This is a genomic window from Crocosphaera chwakensis CCY0110 (genome assembly GCF_000169335.1).
Classification (GTDB): Bacteria; Cyanobacteriota; Cyanobacteriia; order Cyanobacteriales; family Microcystaceae; genus Crocosphaera; species Crocosphaera chwakensis.
The window spans coordinates 1-14,668 of record NZ_AAXW01000089.1; the positions used below are offsets into that span (position 1 = coordinate 1).

Annotated in this window: 14 protein-coding genes and 3 pseudogenes; 12 read left to right on the forward strand and 5 right to left on the reverse strand. The window is 34.7% G+C overall.

The features are described from left to right. The 3 genes and pseudogenes from CY0110_RS25730 to CY0110_RS25740 form a co-directional block, all read left to right on the forward strand. Nucleotides 1–781 (forward strand): annotated as a pseudogene (locus CY0110_RS25730) (MBOAT family O-acyltransferase); the annotation flags it as partial. Beyond that, nucleotides 781–2,031, forward strand: a complete 1,251-nt coding sequence (locus tag CY0110_RS25735; protein WP_008278569.1) for an NAD(P)/FAD-dependent oxidoreductase — start codon at nt 781–783, stop codon at nt 2,029–2,031. The pseudogene CY0110_RS25730 and the gene CY0110_RS25735, both read left to right, overlap by 1 nt. A gap of 15 nt (nt 2,032–2,046) precedes the next feature. Beyond that, a complete protein-coding gene (locus CY0110_RS25740; RefSeq protein ID WP_008278570.1) occupies nt 2,047–2,589 on the forward strand; it encodes a Uma2 family endonuclease in 543 nt (180 codons plus the stop codon). Between the two features lie 92 nt (nt 2,590–2,681). Here CY0110_RS25740 and CY0110_RS25745 read toward each other — a convergent pair whose 3' ends face one another. Next, nucleotides 2,682–3,209, reverse strand: a complete 528-nt coding sequence (locus CY0110_RS25745) for a hypothetical protein (protein ID WP_008278571.1) — start codon at nt 3,207–3,209, stop codon at nt 2,682–2,684. 170 nt (nt 3,210–3,379) lie between these two features. Between CY0110_RS25745 and CY0110_RS25750 the strand changes: the two genes are divergently transcribed. Together CY0110_RS25750 and CY0110_RS25755 are read left to right on the forward strand one after the other, a co-directional pair. Further along, nucleotides 3,380–4,909, forward strand: coding sequence for a YifB family Mg chelatase-like AAA ATPase (locus tag CY0110_RS25750; RefSeq protein WP_008278572.1), 1,530 nt, complete (start codon nt 3,380–3,382; stop codon nt 4,907–4,909). A gap of 260 nt (nt 4,910–5,169) precedes the next feature. After that, nucleotides 5,170–5,448, forward strand: coding sequence for a hypothetical protein (locus tag CY0110_RS25755; RefSeq protein WP_008278574.1), 279 nt, complete (start codon nt 5,170–5,172; stop codon nt 5,446–5,448). Between the two features lie 8 nt (nt 5,449–5,456). Here the strand turns inward: CY0110_RS25755 and CY0110_RS25760 are convergent, their stop codons facing one another. From CY0110_RS25760 to CY0110_RS25775, 4 genes are all read right to left on the reverse strand, one after another. Continuing rightward, nucleotides 5,457–6,062 carry a restriction endonuclease subunit S gene (locus CY0110_RS25760; RefSeq protein ID WP_008278575.1) on the reverse strand — a complete coding sequence of 202 codons (606 nt, stop codon included), beginning with the start codon at nt 6,060–6,062 and terminating at the stop codon, nt 5,457–5,459. 54 nt (nt 6,063–6,116) lie between these two features. After that, nucleotides 6,117–6,692, reverse strand: coding sequence for a restriction endonuclease subunit S (locus CY0110_RS25765; protein WP_008278576.1), 576 nt, complete (start codon nt 6,690–6,692; stop codon nt 6,117–6,119). 23 nt (nt 6,693–6,715) lie between these two features. Then, nucleotides 6,716–8,059 carry a TldD/PmbA family protein gene (locus CY0110_RS25770; RefSeq protein WP_008278577.1) on the reverse strand — a complete coding sequence of 448 codons (1,344 nt, stop codon included), beginning with the start codon at nt 8,057–8,059 and terminating at the stop codon, nt 6,716–6,718. Between the two features lie 148 nt (nt 8,060–8,207). Continuing rightward, nucleotides 8,208–9,914 (reverse strand): DUF262 domain-containing protein, encoded by a 1,707-nt coding sequence (locus CY0110_RS25775; RefSeq protein ID WP_008278578.1) that lies wholly within the window; start codon nt 9,912–9,914, stop codon nt 8,208–8,210. A 254-nt stretch (nt 9,915–10,168) separates the two neighbouring features. Between CY0110_RS25775 and CY0110_RS25780 the strand changes: the two genes are divergently transcribed. From CY0110_RS25780 to CY0110_RS25810, 7 genes and pseudogenes are all read left to right on the forward strand, one after another. Next, nucleotides 10,169–11,125: a ribonuclease Z gene (locus CY0110_RS25780; RefSeq protein ID WP_008278579.1), complete on the forward strand. Its 957-nt coding sequence runs from the start codon at nt 10,169–10,171 to the stop codon at nt 11,123–11,125. 18 nt (nt 11,126–11,143) lie between these two features. Continuing rightward, nucleotides 11,144–11,566, forward strand: a pseudogene (locus CY0110_RS25785) (DUF29 domain-containing protein). Further along, the gene (gene tsaE, locus CY0110_RS25790) at nt 11,559–12,029 is read left to right on the forward strand and encodes a tRNA (adenosine(37)-N6)-threonylcarbamoyltransferase complex ATPase subunit type 1 TsaE (protein WP_008278582.1); all 471 of its coding nucleotides are present in this window, start codon (nt 11,559–11,561) and stop codon (nt 12,027–12,029) included. Before CY0110_RS25785 ends, tsaE begins: the two are co-directional and overlap by 8 nt. Before the next feature lie 26 nt (nt 12,030–12,055). After that, on the forward strand, nt 12,056–12,766 hold the full coding sequence (locus tag CY0110_RS25795; protein ID WP_008278583.1) for a hypothetical protein: 711 nt from the start codon (nt 12,056–12,058) through the stop codon (nt 12,764–12,766). A gap of 9 nt (nt 12,767–12,775) precedes the next feature. Further along, complete coding sequence (locus tag CY0110_RS25800) at nt 12,776–13,567, forward strand: ABC transporter permease (protein WP_008278584.1); 792 nt, start codon at nt 12,776–12,778, stop codon at nt 13,565–13,567. A 42-nt stretch (nt 13,568–13,609) separates the two neighbouring features. After that, on the forward strand, nt 13,610–14,389 hold the full coding sequence (locus CY0110_RS25805; protein WP_008278585.1) for an energy-coupling factor ABC transporter ATP-binding protein: 780 nt from the start codon (nt 13,610–13,612) through the stop codon (nt 14,387–14,389). A 94-nt stretch (nt 14,390–14,483) separates the two neighbouring features. Further along, a pseudogene (locus CY0110_RS25810) lies at nt 14,484–14,668 on the forward strand (hypothetical protein); the annotation flags it as partial.

Genomic DNA, 14,668 nt, shown 5'->3' on the forward strand with positions numbered 1-14,668 from the left:
TATATCGATTTAGATGTCGCTAATAATGCTTGGACAGTTTGGTTTTTGCCCTATTATTTACTTAAGAATATATTTCGATTTTGCCGGTTATAGTTTTGTTGCTGTTGGCATTGCCAGCTTTTTAGGAGTAAAATTAACGGTGAACTTCTTAGCCCCTTATACCTCCCAAAGTATTAATGAATTTTGGCGACGTTGGCACATTACGTTAAGTACCTGGTTTAGGGATTATGTCTTTTTACCTCTAATGGGATCAAATAAAAAATGGGCAGCTTTTTACCTATTCTTAACCTTTACCTTGTCAGGATTTTGGCATGGTGCAGCTTGGAATTTTATCATCTGGGGTGCTTATCATGGTGCATTATTGTTAGTATTAAGATACTTAGGTCGTCCCTTTTATGGGTTAGTGGGAAATTATTTTCCTCGTCCTCAAATTGTTTCTTGGTTTTTAACCTTTGCCTCGGTAACCCTAGGTTGTCTTTTCTTTATGGAAACCAACAGTCAGCGACTACTAACTAAATTAATAACCATTCTAACCCCTTCGGCCTATTCCTGGAGAAATTTGCAAGCTGTGTTTGGATCGTATAGTATTAACGAAATATCAGCATTGCTGTTGGTTTTAGCCTTATCACTGTTTGTCCTTTTAATGGAACATTTAGCGGTGTGGCAAGGCAAATTTGAATATGATTTATTATTATCCCGTTGGTTGTCTCCTATTTTATTAGCTTTAACCATTTTGTTAGCTGCTAATACACCATCCGAGTTTATTTATTTTGAATTTTAATGAATACTAAAAAGCCTATTAATATCTGTGTCCTAGGAGGAGGGTTTAGCGGTTTATATACTGCTTTATATCTTAGTAACCATCCTCATGTTAAATCAAGTCAATGGAAAATTACCTTAGTTGAACGCAATGACAACTTTTTATTCACTCCTCTATTATACGAATTAATTACGGGAGAATTGCAGCGATGGGAAATTGCCCCAACTTATCAAAAATTATTAGCAGGAACCTCAATAAAATTTTGTCAACATATTGTAGAAAAAATTGACTTAGAAAATCGTCAGGTTAAACTAGATAATGATGATAGTTTGAACTATGATTACTTGGTTTTAGGGTTAGGCACTCAAAACCGTTGGGTAGACATTCCAGGGTTAAAAAACTATGCTTTAACCTTTAGAACATTACGAGATTTAGAACAGTTACAAGCTAAAATAAACTACTTAGAAAGTTTAGATAAAAAACACCTTAGAGTAGCTATTATTGGCAGTGGACCCAATGGAGTAGAATTATCTTGTAAGTTAGCTGATCGTTTAGAAAAACAAGCAGAAGTATTATTAATTGATCGAGGTAATCAAATCTTAAAAGGGTTATCTAAAGGAATTCGTAAAGCTTCTTATCGTGCCTTAGGTTCTCGTCGTGTTCAGTTATATTTAAACACAAATGTTCAAGAAATTAATAAAAATTCTATTACTATAAATTACGGTGAACAAACCATTAATGTTCCTGTAAATATGGTAATTTGGGTAGCTGGAACTCAGTCAAAACCATTAATTAAATCTTTGAATTGCCAACAAACTAGCTCCGGTAAATTATTAACGAATTCTAGGTTACAGTTAATCGAGTATCCTGAAGTATTTGCATTAGGTGATCTAGCACAAATAAGTAATAAAAAGAAATCTAATCCTGCTACAGCACAAGTTGCGTATCAACAGGCAAGTTGTGCAGCTAAAAACATCGCTGCTATTATTGAAGGCAAGCCTTTAAAATCATTTAACTATCTTCATTTAGGAGATATGTTAACGTTAGGAAAAAGAACCGCTATTATCTCTAGTTATGGAATTAATATTAATGGACAAATAGGGGGTATGCTTCGACGGTTAGCTTATATTTTCCGTTTGCCAACCATGCGGCATCGTCTTCAGGTTTTAAGGAATTTTGTGCAGAAAATAGGGTTAAAAATGCGTCGTTTCTTTCGGGAAATGATAGCTACTTTATTGGGTCAAAAATCCTCTAGAAAATACTCAAAATAATGCTTTTAATAATAAATGATTAACGCTGCTAAACTTTCGGTCAGGGAGTATCAGAAAATTGTCGAAACGGGACTTTTTGCTGATCGCCGTATTGAATTAATTGACGGGAATTTAGTCGAAGTGAGTCCAGAAACCCCTTATCATGCTAACTCTAATAATAAACTATATAAATACTTTCTGACCTTATTTAACAATTTAGCAGATGTGCGATCAGCTCACCCCGTTAGTCTTCTTAACTCGGAACCACAACCAGATTTAGTATTAGCAAAACTCCCTGATATTTTGTATGACAAAAAACATCCTGAACCAGAAGATATCTATTTATTAATTGAAATTTCCTATTCAACCTTAAGTTATGATTTAAACGAGAAAAAACAAGTTTACGCTAAGTCAAATATTCAAGAATATTGGATTATTGATCTTGAAAATCATCGTTTAATTATCTTTAAAGACCCTCAAAAAGAAGACTATCAAAATAAGCTTGAATTAAACGATGGTTTTGTATCTTGTATAGCTTTGCCTGATATTCTTATAGAAGTAAATAAACTGATTCATTAAGTAATAATTATTATTAAATAAAAAGTAAAGGCGATCTATTTTGATAAAAATAGATCGCCTCAGTTCAAGTTTTAAAATTAAAGATTAAACAATTAGCTTCTCATAGCATTAATAAGTTCTTCGGAACTGGGGTTAAAGTTAGGTTCAGAAATATTAATATTTCCAGCCCAAAAATAATAAACTTTTTCTAAAGATTCTTCATGAACACTCCAAAATCTTGTTTGTTTTTTAGTGTTAACTTGAACCAATAGCCATTTTTGTTCTAGAGACTCTTGGGGTTGAATAGCAAAAATAAAACAAAGTTCTTGATTATAGGCTTCATAATAAGCTAACTTATAGAGTGATCCTTGCCATCCATCTTCTCCCGTTATCGCTAATTGAATGGTTTGCTTTTCTAGTTCATTGTTGGGGGTAAAAATATAAGTTTCTGGGATTGAGTAATTATAATTAGCGGATAGAACCGTATGAGAAGTTTGAGAAGCAGAATGATTGATTTGATTCATTAATTCTTTAGTACGGAAAATAACTTCTTTTTTCTTACTGAAAATTACTTGAATACTATTAATAGAGTGATTATGTTGGTTTTCTTCTAAAAATAAATCAAAAATTTTATTTAACATGATTAGGTTCCTTGTGGTGATGGTTAACTTGACATTTCCCTAACAATCAGTATTCCCAAAACTCAATCGAATATAACAACTTAATAAATAGAAATAATAGCGATCGCTAATCTTTTTTCAATTTCTGGGAATACTAACTCTAATGCAAACAATTAAGTTATAAAAAAATCATGTTAGCTAGGGTTTGGTGCGCTTCATTAGTGGGTATTGATGCGGTCAAAGTTGGGGTTGAAGTAGATGTTGCGGGAGGACTTCCTGCGATCACAATTGTGGGATTACCAGATACTGCTGTACAAGAATCTAGGGAAAGAGTCAAAGCAGCCATTAAGAATTCAGGGTTTGCCTTTCCCGTGCGAAAAATAATTATTAACTTAGCACCGGCAGACTTACGCAAAGAAGGCCCTTCCTTTGACTTACCTATCAGTGTCGGTGTTTTAACTGCTTCAGAGCAGGTAGATGCCCATTTATTGGGGGATTATTTGTTTTTAGGGGAATTATCCCTGGATGGCAGTTTGCGCCCCGTAGCCGGCGTTTTACCCATCGCTGCGAAAGCGCAACAGTTAGGGATCAAGGGGTTAGTAGTGCCGGCAGATAACGCCCAAGAAGCAGCCGTAGTCAAAGATTTAGCGGTTTATGGGTTCAAACACCTTGCCGATGTAGCTGACTTCCTCTGTCAACCCCAAAACTATCAACCTGTCACCTATCAACCCCCGAAAAAAGATGATTCAAGCCCTATTTTTCCCTTGGATCTCAAAGACGTTAAAGGGCAAACCCACGCCCGTCGCGCCTTAGAAATAGCAGCATCGGGGGGACATAATTTAATCTTAGTGGGACCTCCTGGAAGCGGAAAAACCATGTTAGCCAAGCGTTTACCAGGCATTTTACCCCCGTTATCCTTCTCTGAGGCGTTAGAAGTGTCTCAGATTCATTCTGTGGCTGGTTTACTGAAAAATAGAGGATCTTTGATTGAAGATCGTCCCTTTCGCAGTCCCCATCATTCTGCATCGGGGCCTAGTTTAGTGGGAGGGGGAAGTTACCCCAAACCTGGAGAAATTTCCTTATCCCATCACGGTATCTTATTTTTAGACGAATTAACGGAGTTTAAGCGCAATGTTTTGGAGTTTCTCCGTCAACCGTTAGAAGATGGTTACGTTTCTATCTCTCGTACTCGTCAGTCGGTGACATTTCCTGCACAGTTTACCCTCGTCGCGAGTACGAACCCTTGTCCCTGTGGCTATTTTGGTGATCCTATCCAACGCTGTACTTGTTCCCCCCGTCAACGAGAACAATATTGGGCGAAGTTATCGGGTCCATTGATGGATAGAATTGATTTACAAGTGGCGGTTAACCGTCTCAAACCTGAAGAAATGACGCAACAAGTTACAGGGGAGGGATCGGATAGTATTCGGGAGAGAGTAAAATTAGCTCGCGATCGCGCTCAACATCGCTTTAAGGAAGATGCTGCGGTGTCTTGTAATGCACAGATGCAAACCTCCCATTTACGTCAATTTTGTGCTTTGGATGATGGAAGTCGTAACTTATTAGAAACCGCGATCCGTAAATTAGGGTTATCTGCAAGGGCGATGGATCGGGTGTTAAAAGTGTCTCGAACCATTGCCGATCTCGCTGATGATGATAGCGTCAAAAGTTATCATGTTGCTGAGGCGATACAGTATCGAACTATTGATAGAATGCAATAATTTTTAACATAATATAAATGCTATAATAAGATTTTAATTACGGAGGACATTCTTATTGTTCATCGTTTTTCTGGAAAAAGAGTAATTGATATTCTCAAGCTAAAAAAAGGGAGCATCAAACAAGCGAAATTACCTGAAGGTTCTCCCAGTTGGGATGAGATTAATCAAATGCTTTGGGAAGAAATTGAAGCTAATGCAGATGCTAATCTAAAAGGATTTAAAGCTATTCGTAAATTACTAAGTGATCGGAGATTTGATAAATGAAAACGGATTTTTTTAATAAGTTTCTCACTTTTTTGAATCAATTAGAACAGCAAAAGATTAACTATCAGATTCATCATCATCGAGATGAAGCAGTGATGATAACCGTTTCTCTTGTGGGGGAACGTTGGGAAATTGAATTTTTAGATAATGGTGATATTGAAGTTGAAAAATTTATTAGTAATGGGGAAATTGAAGGAGAAGAAGCATTAAAAGAAATTTGTGAACGGGAAAAGTTAGATAATTCTCTAATTGAGCAAATATCTCTTCTTGGTTAATAGAGAATTTATAGATATTTCTTTAATATAGCTTCTTTTTGTTGAGGGATAGCAAAGATTTCTTGTTCAAAATTGTTTATTTGTTGTTCTATTTTTAACACTTCATTGATAATTTTATCTTGTTCTGTTTTTTCAGGACAAGCAACTAATAAAGGTTCAAGAATTTTGAGATTAATATTTTTTTGTGCTTTTTGCGGTGCAATATCGTTTAAATATTGTTGTTGAGTTCTCAAATAATATTCTAAATAATCAATATTCATGGTTTTTGAGGGTTTAATACTGACAATACTATCAGGAAAACAAGCAGGATAAGTTAGAATAGCTGTACTGCCAATATTAGCAGCAATGGTAATTAAAATTGTTGCAGGTTGAAACAGTTTACTAACTTTTAATCCTTCTTCGTTTAAGTATTGAGAATATTGGATATTTCTTCCTTTTCCATTCGCAACGTCTCCCGTTTGGATAAAAGGATAGGTTCCATTTTCATATAAATGGGGTGCATTTCTGGGACGATGACTAAAACGGCCTCTTTTTAAAGATGCAAGTTGAGATAGTTTAATTTTAGGTGCATTATTAAACGAATTATTCAATTTTTCTTGTATATTATTTTCCATTGTTTCAATACTATTTCTTAATTCTTGTTCTCTATTTTCTAATACTTCGATTTCTTAGATGATTTGTTCTTGTACTTCTTTAGGAGGTAAAGGTATTGAAATTTTAGATATCTGATCTCTGGAAATAGAACTAAATATTAATCCTTCAGTTCCTACAATTAATTCTGGATTAAAAAGCAAAAAATAGTAAATGTATTTAATAAAAACGTTTTCTGCTTTACTCCTAATAGCAGCAAGACCTCTTCCAATACAAATCTTATCAAATCGATTAATATTTAAAGAACCTACTGGCGCACGAACACTCATCAATATATCATCTTTTATAGATTCTTTTGTGATTTGAGTTGTCCACGTTTTGGGTTCTTTTAAATACATATTACCAAACTCAATTTTACCTTGATAAAATGGTAATCCTTGTTGATTTTTATTATAAAATTTTGATTGTGGAGATTGACCAGAAATAATTTCTGTGATCTTTCCTAATTTTTGTAAAGTCCATTGAGTTTCAAAGTTAAGACTAATGGTATAGTTTTTATGATCTGAGTATTTTTTACAATAAATTTGATTACTCTCATCTTCTCTAGAAAACCCCAGTTTTACAATTAGTGATTTTATTGCGTCTATATCCATTGAATTAAATTATCTACAAATTTCTACAAAGTAAATTGAAAATCATTAACGATCATTCCTGGGGTCAAAATACCGCCTAAATTTCTTTGTCCATAAGTACCTGTTCTCGGAATAAACTCTCTAAAATTAGTTAAAGTGACTAAATTTTCTCCCCAAAAACGATATAAACTTTCATCAAAACGTAAGTTCTCAATGGGTGCAACAATTTCCCCGTTTTCTACCCAAAAACAAGCATAACGAGTCATTCCTGTTATGCGTCCACCTGTGCGATCGCTCCAGTTTAAATAGTGTAAATTTGATACATATAACCCTGTATTTAAAGTGGATAAAATGTCCTCCTGAGATAAATTCCCTGGCAATAATTCAGGCGATCGCAAACTCTCATAGTTATTAGCACCATTAGCAGTTAAATTATATTCTGATGCAGTGCGAGAACTAATTAAAGTATTAACTAAGTTTCCCTCTGTAATAATAGGTAAAATTTCGGGTGCAATTTCTCCTAATTCATTAAACCTGGGAACCGTACCTTTACTAAAGTTTTCTTGTAAGGAAAATTGAGGGGATAGTGTTTTTCCTTGTTGTAATTTTAATAAAGAACTATCTCCCCGTCGTAAAGAAGATTCACTAATACCACCCCAAGATAGCATACTAATTAAATCAGCAACAGCAGCAGGAGCAAAATAGGTACGATAGCCTCCAGGTTTGATGGTTTTAGATAGTTTTTCTAAAGCAAAAAATTGTTTTTTATCTGTTTTAAGTTGTTCTAGATATTTATCATGATCCCAATTTTGTCCTGAAAATATTCCTTTAACTGCTTTTTCTTCTGGAGTAATTAAAGAATAATCAACTATATAATTTTCAGTAGCAAACCAATGAAATTGACCCGCAGAATTACTATTACCTCGAATCATAGAACCTGCGGTATAAAGTCCCGTCATATCTAATTCAGAAACGGGGCAAAGAATTTCCTTTACTGCTTTTTCCGTCGATAATAATTTTCCTGGATAAACCTCTCTAGTCGTTCCATTATTTTTCGGTAAGACAATATGCTGATCTTCTGGCAACTGGGGTAATTCTTGACGTAAATAGTTTAAATTTTCTACCGCTATTCGATTATCAACTGTTTCATCTCCTGTAAAGGGAAATGTCGCAAACGCAGTTCTTTGATTTGCTATTAAAGTAAGTTTAATGCTTCCATCTTTCACGATTCCTGTTTGTCTTACTTTTGCACTATTAAACCGAATAAATTGGGTTTGTTCTCCACTCAATTCGATAGTCAAATATTCTTCACTTTGTAATTTATCGATGAGAAGATTACACAGTTGTTGAAAGCTAGATTCTAAATGTTCTAATTTTTGATTGTTCATTAGAGAAAAAATAAGCAAACCTAATGTATTAAGATAGTTAATTGCTTGGGGATGATGACCTAGAGTAGCAATACTTTTCTTGAATCATTAAATTGTAACTTATTTTCTTCTCTGTGTGCTAGTCTATCTTACTATTTTTAATAGTATTTTATTGAGTAGATAGGTTTAAATTCCATAAATTTTGTAATTGTGCTAGTAAATACCGTTGTCGTTGTTCAATAATTTCTGGTGTCCATTCTTTTTCTTTTATCGCTTGGATAGTGAGAGCAAAGATAGCAGTAGGATTATTGATATATTTATCTTTTTTAACCTGATATTCATAATTTCCTGCTTCACTATTCTTTTTACGAGAAAGTAAAACTAAATTACCGAGACGATGAACATATTTGTCTTTTTCTTCTTGAGAAGTAAACCATTCGTTCCACTCACTGTCTAATGGAGGATTTTGAGGTAAAATATGTTCAATGGTAATCACTTTATAACCATCATAGTTAGGAAAGCCATCACTAATTAAACTATCAAGACGGAGTAAGACATAAAGATTTACTTTTCTCATTTCATAAAGATTTCCCTTTAATAACTTCATGATTTCTTGTTGTTCTGAAGTTGATAACTGTAAAGGAGATTCTACTCCATATAAATCTGCCTCATCTTCAATAGCTTGTAAAATATCTCCATAGCGTTTATTTCTTTGATGAATATTTGTTCTGCAAATCATTAAACCGGCCGCTAATCGCTCTAAATGAGTTAAAAAGGTTAATATTTTTTCGGGTTGATTTTTATGTTTTGTTATATACAAAATAGTAGGAGGTATCCACTCAGAATGATCAATACGATGTAACCATTTCAATAGTTCGTTAATTTCTTTAGCACGCTGCTCATGGATAAAATCGCATTTTTTTATGTCATCAAAAGCCTCACTAAAAGGCTCTAATACATTATCAATAAAATCACGGGGGTTATGTTTAACTAAAACATATTCACGAAATTCTTCAATCACTTTACGACTTAATCTTTTCTTTGCGTAAATCATACGTATGTGAGAAAATAATTCTTGAAAATTGTCTCGACCTAATTTTACTTCTATGTCTTCCCATTTTTTGGTGTATTGATTTTCTAGAGATTGGTCATTGGAAATTTTACCGATCAAATCTGCTTTTAAAATATCAGTAACCGATAAATCTAAACCTCTATCATTTAATACTGAGAAAATACGATAAGCTGATTCAAAGTCAGGAGTAGAAACAGCTACTAAATAACATCGTTGTAAGATAAACTGAGTGAGACGTACTTTTTGAGATTCTTCGGGTAATTTTTTGCTGATTCTTTTTAACAAAATCTGAGTATTGTTAATAATATTTTTTTGAGGATCAGAAAGATTTTGCACTGCAATTTCTTCAATATCTTCTAAACCTTCTGAGATTTGAATATATTTTTCAAAAAAGTCTTGATCCCGTTGCCTTAAATATAAGCGAGGACGTGCAGGATTTCCTATCAAGGGGTTTTCAGGCTGACAGATTAAGTTTTCTAGAAATTGTTGATTGTCGGGAAGTAACTTGCTCAAAACAGATAAAAGAATAGTCAAAGTTGTTAATCTTTGTTGTCCATCCACAACCTCTGATTTTGGGTTTCCGTCAGGTTTAATAAGAACTATATTTCCTAAAAAATAAGGAGGGATATCACTAATATTACTTGAATCGTCACCCATTGCATCAATAAGATCATCTAACAATCTTTCTGTTTCGTCTGTCTTCCAAGCATAAGGACGTTGATAATTGGGAATATGGAAAGAAAATTGATCACTAAAGATGTCTTTGATGGGATATCCTGCACCGTCAATTTTAATTGCTGTCATGATGTTAGTTTAGAGAGGGAAGACTGGAACAAAAAATAGAGAACAAAAAAAAGGGTTTATTTTGACTGTATCTACTTAATACCAGTTCTCAGAAATAGCTAAAAAGATTGCTTCGGGGTATTTTCAGTAAAAGTCAAAGCTTACTGTTTACATTACCCCTCGCAATGACCATTTAAGTATTTAATAACTTTCGAGAATTTCTCAACTCAAATAGATACAATAAATAAACGAATGTTCAATATGATAGATAAATTGTGGAGATTACCTTTTTAGGAACCAGTTCTGGTGTGCCAACGCGATCGCGTAATGTTTCTAGTGTTGCCTTAAGATTACCTCAACGGGCCGAAGTTTGGTTATTTGACTGCGGAGAAGGAACCCAACATCAACTATTACGCAGTGATGTTAAAATATCCCAAATTACTCGAATTTTTGTCACCCATATGCACGGCGATCATATTTATGGGTTGACGGGGTTATTGGCCAGTTGCGGGTTAGCAGGAAGTGGCCAACCCATTGAAATTTATGGTCCCCCAGAATTGAAAGATTATTTAAAAGCTTGCGCTAAATACTCCCATTTCAAACTACCGCATCATATTCGCTTTCATCCTATTCACCCTGGTATTCTCTACGAAGATAAAGAGTTTAGCGTCAGTTGTGGACAGCTAAAACATCGTATTCCAGCCTATGGTTATCGTATCGCAGAAAGCGATCGCCCCGGACGCTTTAATGTCGAAAAAGCTAAAGCGTTAGGTATTCCCCCAGGCCCAGTTTATGGGGAACTCAAACAAGGGAAAACTGTCACATTAGAAGATGGCCGTCGTATTCGGGGCCAAGACTTATGCGGAGAGAGAGAAACGGGACGAAAAGTCATTTATTGTACGGATACGGTATTTTGCGAAGGAGCGATCGCTTTATCTGAGGATGCAGATGTCTTAATTCATGAGGCGACTTTTGCTCACCAAGATGCTCAACTAGCGTTTGATCGTCTCCATTCTACCTCCACAATGGCTGCTCAAGTGGCTTTAGCAGCACAGGTTAAACAACTCATCATGACCCATTTTAGCCCCCGTTACGCCCCAGGAAATGCCCTACAGTTGGATGATTTATTACAAGAAGCAAAGGCAATTTTTCCTAATACCATTTTAGCCCGTGATTTCATGACCTATGAAGTTCCAAGAAGATCCCAAATTGAAACCAGTAAAATAGGATAATTAAGAGGAGTTTAAGGGATGAATCAGATAACTAGCCCAAAAATTTACGAAATAGATTACTATCAATGGACGATAGAACAAACTCAAGCTTTAAAAGAGCGCAATTTTGATCAGTTAGACTGGGAAAATATTATTGAGGAAATTGAAGCTTTGGGACGGAGTGAATATAATACCGTAGTCAGCTTACTCATGAGACAAATTGAACATCGGTTAAAAATTGACTACGTTTCTTTGCCAGAAGACCGTAATCAGTAGAAAGCTCAAGTAATTGCTTTTAAAGCTGGTATGCTTCGTAAATTTTCCCCTAGTATGAAACCAAAACTAGAAAAGGAATTTGAGAAGATATACAAAGTAGCGTCTCGAATTGTAGAAACTGAATACGAAATCAATTTACCCAAACAATGCCCTTATAGCTTAGCAGAATTCCTGAACAATGATTAAACCCCCTAACTTGCTTAGATTACGCAATTTTGAGGCAAGCAAAGCCCTTGGACAGAAATTAGGTCAAAATTTACCTAAAGGATCTGTTTTATTGCTTCAAGGGGACTTAGGAGCAGGGAAAACTACCTTAGTACAAGGTATAGGAGAGGGTTTAGGTATAACCGACCCCATTGTGAGTCCTACCTTTACTCTAATCAACGAATATCATGAGGGACGCTTACCCTTGTATCATTTAGATTTATATCGCCTTGAACCCGACGCAGTAGCCAAATTATATTTAGAACAATATTGGGAAGAAGAGGAAAGATTACCCGGTATTACCGCCATCGAATGGCCAGAAAAATTGCCTTATCTTCCTTTAAATTATTTAGAGATTCAATTATCTTATATTGAGGAGACAGGTCGTCAAGTTATTCTGCAACCTGTTGGTGACTTTTATCTTGATTTAAGTACCATTAGTTAAGCCCCTTTCTCAACCCAATTTTTATTATGTTTTTTCAGAAAGTTCAATTAAAACTCAAGATTATTTACGTTTTAATAACGTTGACGATATTTTGTATCATCCCTGAAACTGTTTACAGTCAAACTGTTGATTCTAGTTCCGAAAATCCCCTTGATTTATCCCCAGAAATTATTAATAATAGTCCTGTTTTACAAAAATGGATGAAAGAGGTTCCTAATGTTTTAGAAGACATTAATCATGACCCTAGTTTTCGCACTAGAGTAGGCATTGGATATGCGGAATTTCCCTCCACTGAACACGACGGAGGGCTTAATATTACTGTGGATGATATATTTATTGGTCGAACCGGTTTAACAGTTAGTGGAGACTATGAAACCTCTTTCGGAGAACGGGACGCAGGAGGGGTTAATTTACAATATTATTTATTACCTTTAGGGTATTATGTTAATGTTGCTCCAATAGTGGGTTATCGAGCTATTAGTAGCAATAATTATTCGGAAGATGGGGTGAATATCGGAGGAAAAATTATCTTTCCCTTATCTCGATCTGGGGCTGCGGATATCTCGGTTTCTCATACGTTTATTTCTCCTGGAGATGATGACGAAGTGGGCATTACTAATCTGTCTTTTGGCTATGCTATTACGAAACAAATTCGCCTCGCCACCGAAATTGAAAAACAAAATTCACGGGTTAAAAAAGATAGTCAATTTAGTTTGATTTTACAATGGATGCCTTAGATTTTAAAGATGAATAAAATCAAAGTTTATTGGAAAGTTTTAAAATTATTTTGGGCAACGGCGATCGCAGCAGAATTAGAATATCGTTTAAATTTTTTAATTGCTGTTTTTAGCAGTTTAACTAATTTAACTGGGAGTATTTTCACCTTATTTTTATTTTATCAAACTGATTACACATTTCCTGGATGGAGTTGGGATGAGTCCTTAATTGTTTTAGGAATGTTTACCCTACTTCAAGGAATTTCTGCTACATTATTAGTGCCTAACTTGAATCGGATTGTCGAACAAGTGCAACAAGGAACCCTCGATTTTATTCTCCTTAAACCCATCAGTAGTCAATACTGGTTATCCCTCAGAAGTCTCTCCCCTTGGGGTTTTTCCGATATTATTTTTGGTTTAATTATTATAATCTATGCTAGTCATCAATTAAACTTAAATCTACCTAATTATTTCTTAAGTATAATAACAGTAGGATTTGCTATTCTTAGTTTATATAGTATTTGGTTTATGTTAGGAGCTACAAGTATTTGGTTTGTGAAAATATACAATGTTACTGAAGTATTAAGAGGGTTATTAGAAGCAGGAAGATATCCCATATCCGCTTATCCTGCTGCCTATCGAATTTTCTTCACTTTTGTGGTTCCTGTAACTTTTTTAACCACGGTTCCAGCAGAAACTTTAATTGGGAAAAATCAAGAAGTTTGGCTATTATTCTCAGCCTTACTAGCTATTTTTCTTTTAATTATATCTCACTGTTTTTGGCAATTTGCCTTACGGTTTTATACCAGTGCTTCTAGTTAAGTTAAAATCGATCAATGTGAGGGGTTTTGTCATTATTTAATCATGCACCATAATCCAGTTTTTATCAAAAATCTTAGTTATCGCTATCCTGATGGAAATTTAGCCCTAAAAGATATTAATATCTCTATTAAAGCCAATGATAAAGTTGCCTTGATTGGGGCAAATGGTTCAGGAAAATCTACCTTACAATTTCATTTAAACGGTATTTTTTTGCCTCAAACTGGAGAAATAACCATAGGAGAATGGAAAATTAAAGATGAAAATTTAGCCGATATTCGTAACTTTGTCGGTTTAGTGTTTCAAAATCCTGATAATCAATTATTTATGCCTACTGTTTGGGAAGATGTGGCCTTTGGTCCTATGAATAGAGGCATAAAAGGAAATGAATTAAAATTAAGGGTATTAGAAGCTATGGAAGCAGTAAATATTGACCCCGAAATCTATGGTTCTCGTAACCCCGATAACTTATCAGGGGGAGAAAAAAAACGAGTAGCGATCGCTGGTGTTTTGGCGATGGAACCCCAAGTATTAGTATTAGATGAACCTTCGGCACAACTTGATCCTCGTTCCCGTCGTCAACTGATTAATTTACTCGATCAATTACCCTTAACCCTAATAATAGCAACCCACGATCTTGATCTCGCTTGGGAACTATGCGAAAGAACCATAATATTAAGTAAAGGACAAGTGGTTTATGATGGAAAAACTGATAAAATTATGAGTGATTATGCTTTTTTGGAACAACACGCCTTAGAAGCACCCTTAAGCTTTAGTCGTCCTTATTGTAATCTAGAAGATAAACCCAAGTTATCCTTATTGTAAGGCAGACAAAATTAACACCATGTCTTAAAGATTAAAAGATAGTTTAAACTTGGTCTACCTTATTAAGTGATTGTCCATTATCAATGATTAATGAATGAAACCAACCTTTCAAAATGCAACAGACTGGGACAAAGCAGAAATATTGATGCAACCTGCATTTATTCGCGTAATGGATAACCTTCGTAAACAAATAGAAAAATCGAATTTAGTCGCAACTTATGAAGAAATTAAAAAACCCTTACCAGGGTATCAATTAATCTTAACTCATGAGGATAATTC

Excerpts from the sequence above, each read along its gene's own strand:
- CY0110_RS25735 (WP_008278569.1), top strand. The coding sequence starts at position 781 with ATGAATACTAAAAAGCCTATTAATATCTGTGTCCTAGGAGGAGGGTTT.
- CY0110_RS25740 (WP_008278570.1), top strand. The coding sequence starts at position 2,047 with ATGATTAACGCTGCTAAACTTTCGGTCAGGGAGTATCAGAAAATTGTC.
- CY0110_RS25745 (WP_008278571.1), bottom strand. The coding sequence starts at position 3,209 with ATGTTAAATAAAATTTTTGATTTATTTTTAGAAGAAAACCAACATAAT.
- CY0110_RS25750 (WP_008278572.1), top strand. The coding sequence starts at position 3,380 with ATGTTAGCTAGGGTTTGGTGCGCTTCATTAGTGGGTATTGATGCGGTC.
- CY0110_RS25755 (WP_008278574.1), top strand. The coding sequence starts at position 5,170 with ATGAAAACGGATTTTTTTAATAAGTTTCTCACTTTTTTGAATCAATTA.
- CY0110_RS25760 (WP_008278575.1), bottom strand. The coding sequence starts at position 6,062 with ATGGAAAATAATATACAAGAAAAATTGAATAATTCGTTTAATAATGCA.
- CY0110_RS25765 (WP_008278576.1), bottom strand. The coding sequence starts at position 6,692 with ATGGATATAGACGCAATAAAATCACTAATTGTAAAACTGGGGTTTTCT.
- CY0110_RS25770 (WP_008278577.1), bottom strand. The coding sequence starts at position 8,059 with ATGAACAATCAAAAATTAGAACATTTAGAATCTAGCTTTCAACAACTG.
- CY0110_RS25775 (WP_008278578.1), bottom strand. The coding sequence starts at position 9,914 with ATGACAGCAATTAAAATTGACGGTGCAGGATATCCCATCAAAGACATC.
- tsaE (WP_008278582.1), top strand. The coding sequence starts at position 11,559 with ATGATTAAACCCCCTAACTTGCTTAGATTACGCAATTTTGAGGCAAGC.
- CY0110_RS25795 (WP_008278583.1), top strand. The coding sequence starts at position 12,056 with ATGTTTTTTCAGAAAGTTCAATTAAAACTCAAGATTATTTACGTTTTA.
- CY0110_RS25800 (WP_008278584.1), top strand. The coding sequence starts at position 12,776 with ATGAATAAAATCAAAGTTTATTGGAAAGTTTTAAAATTATTTTGGGCA.
- CY0110_RS25805 (WP_008278585.1), top strand. The coding sequence starts at position 13,610 with ATGCACCATAATCCAGTTTTTATCAAAAATCTTAGTTATCGCTATCCT.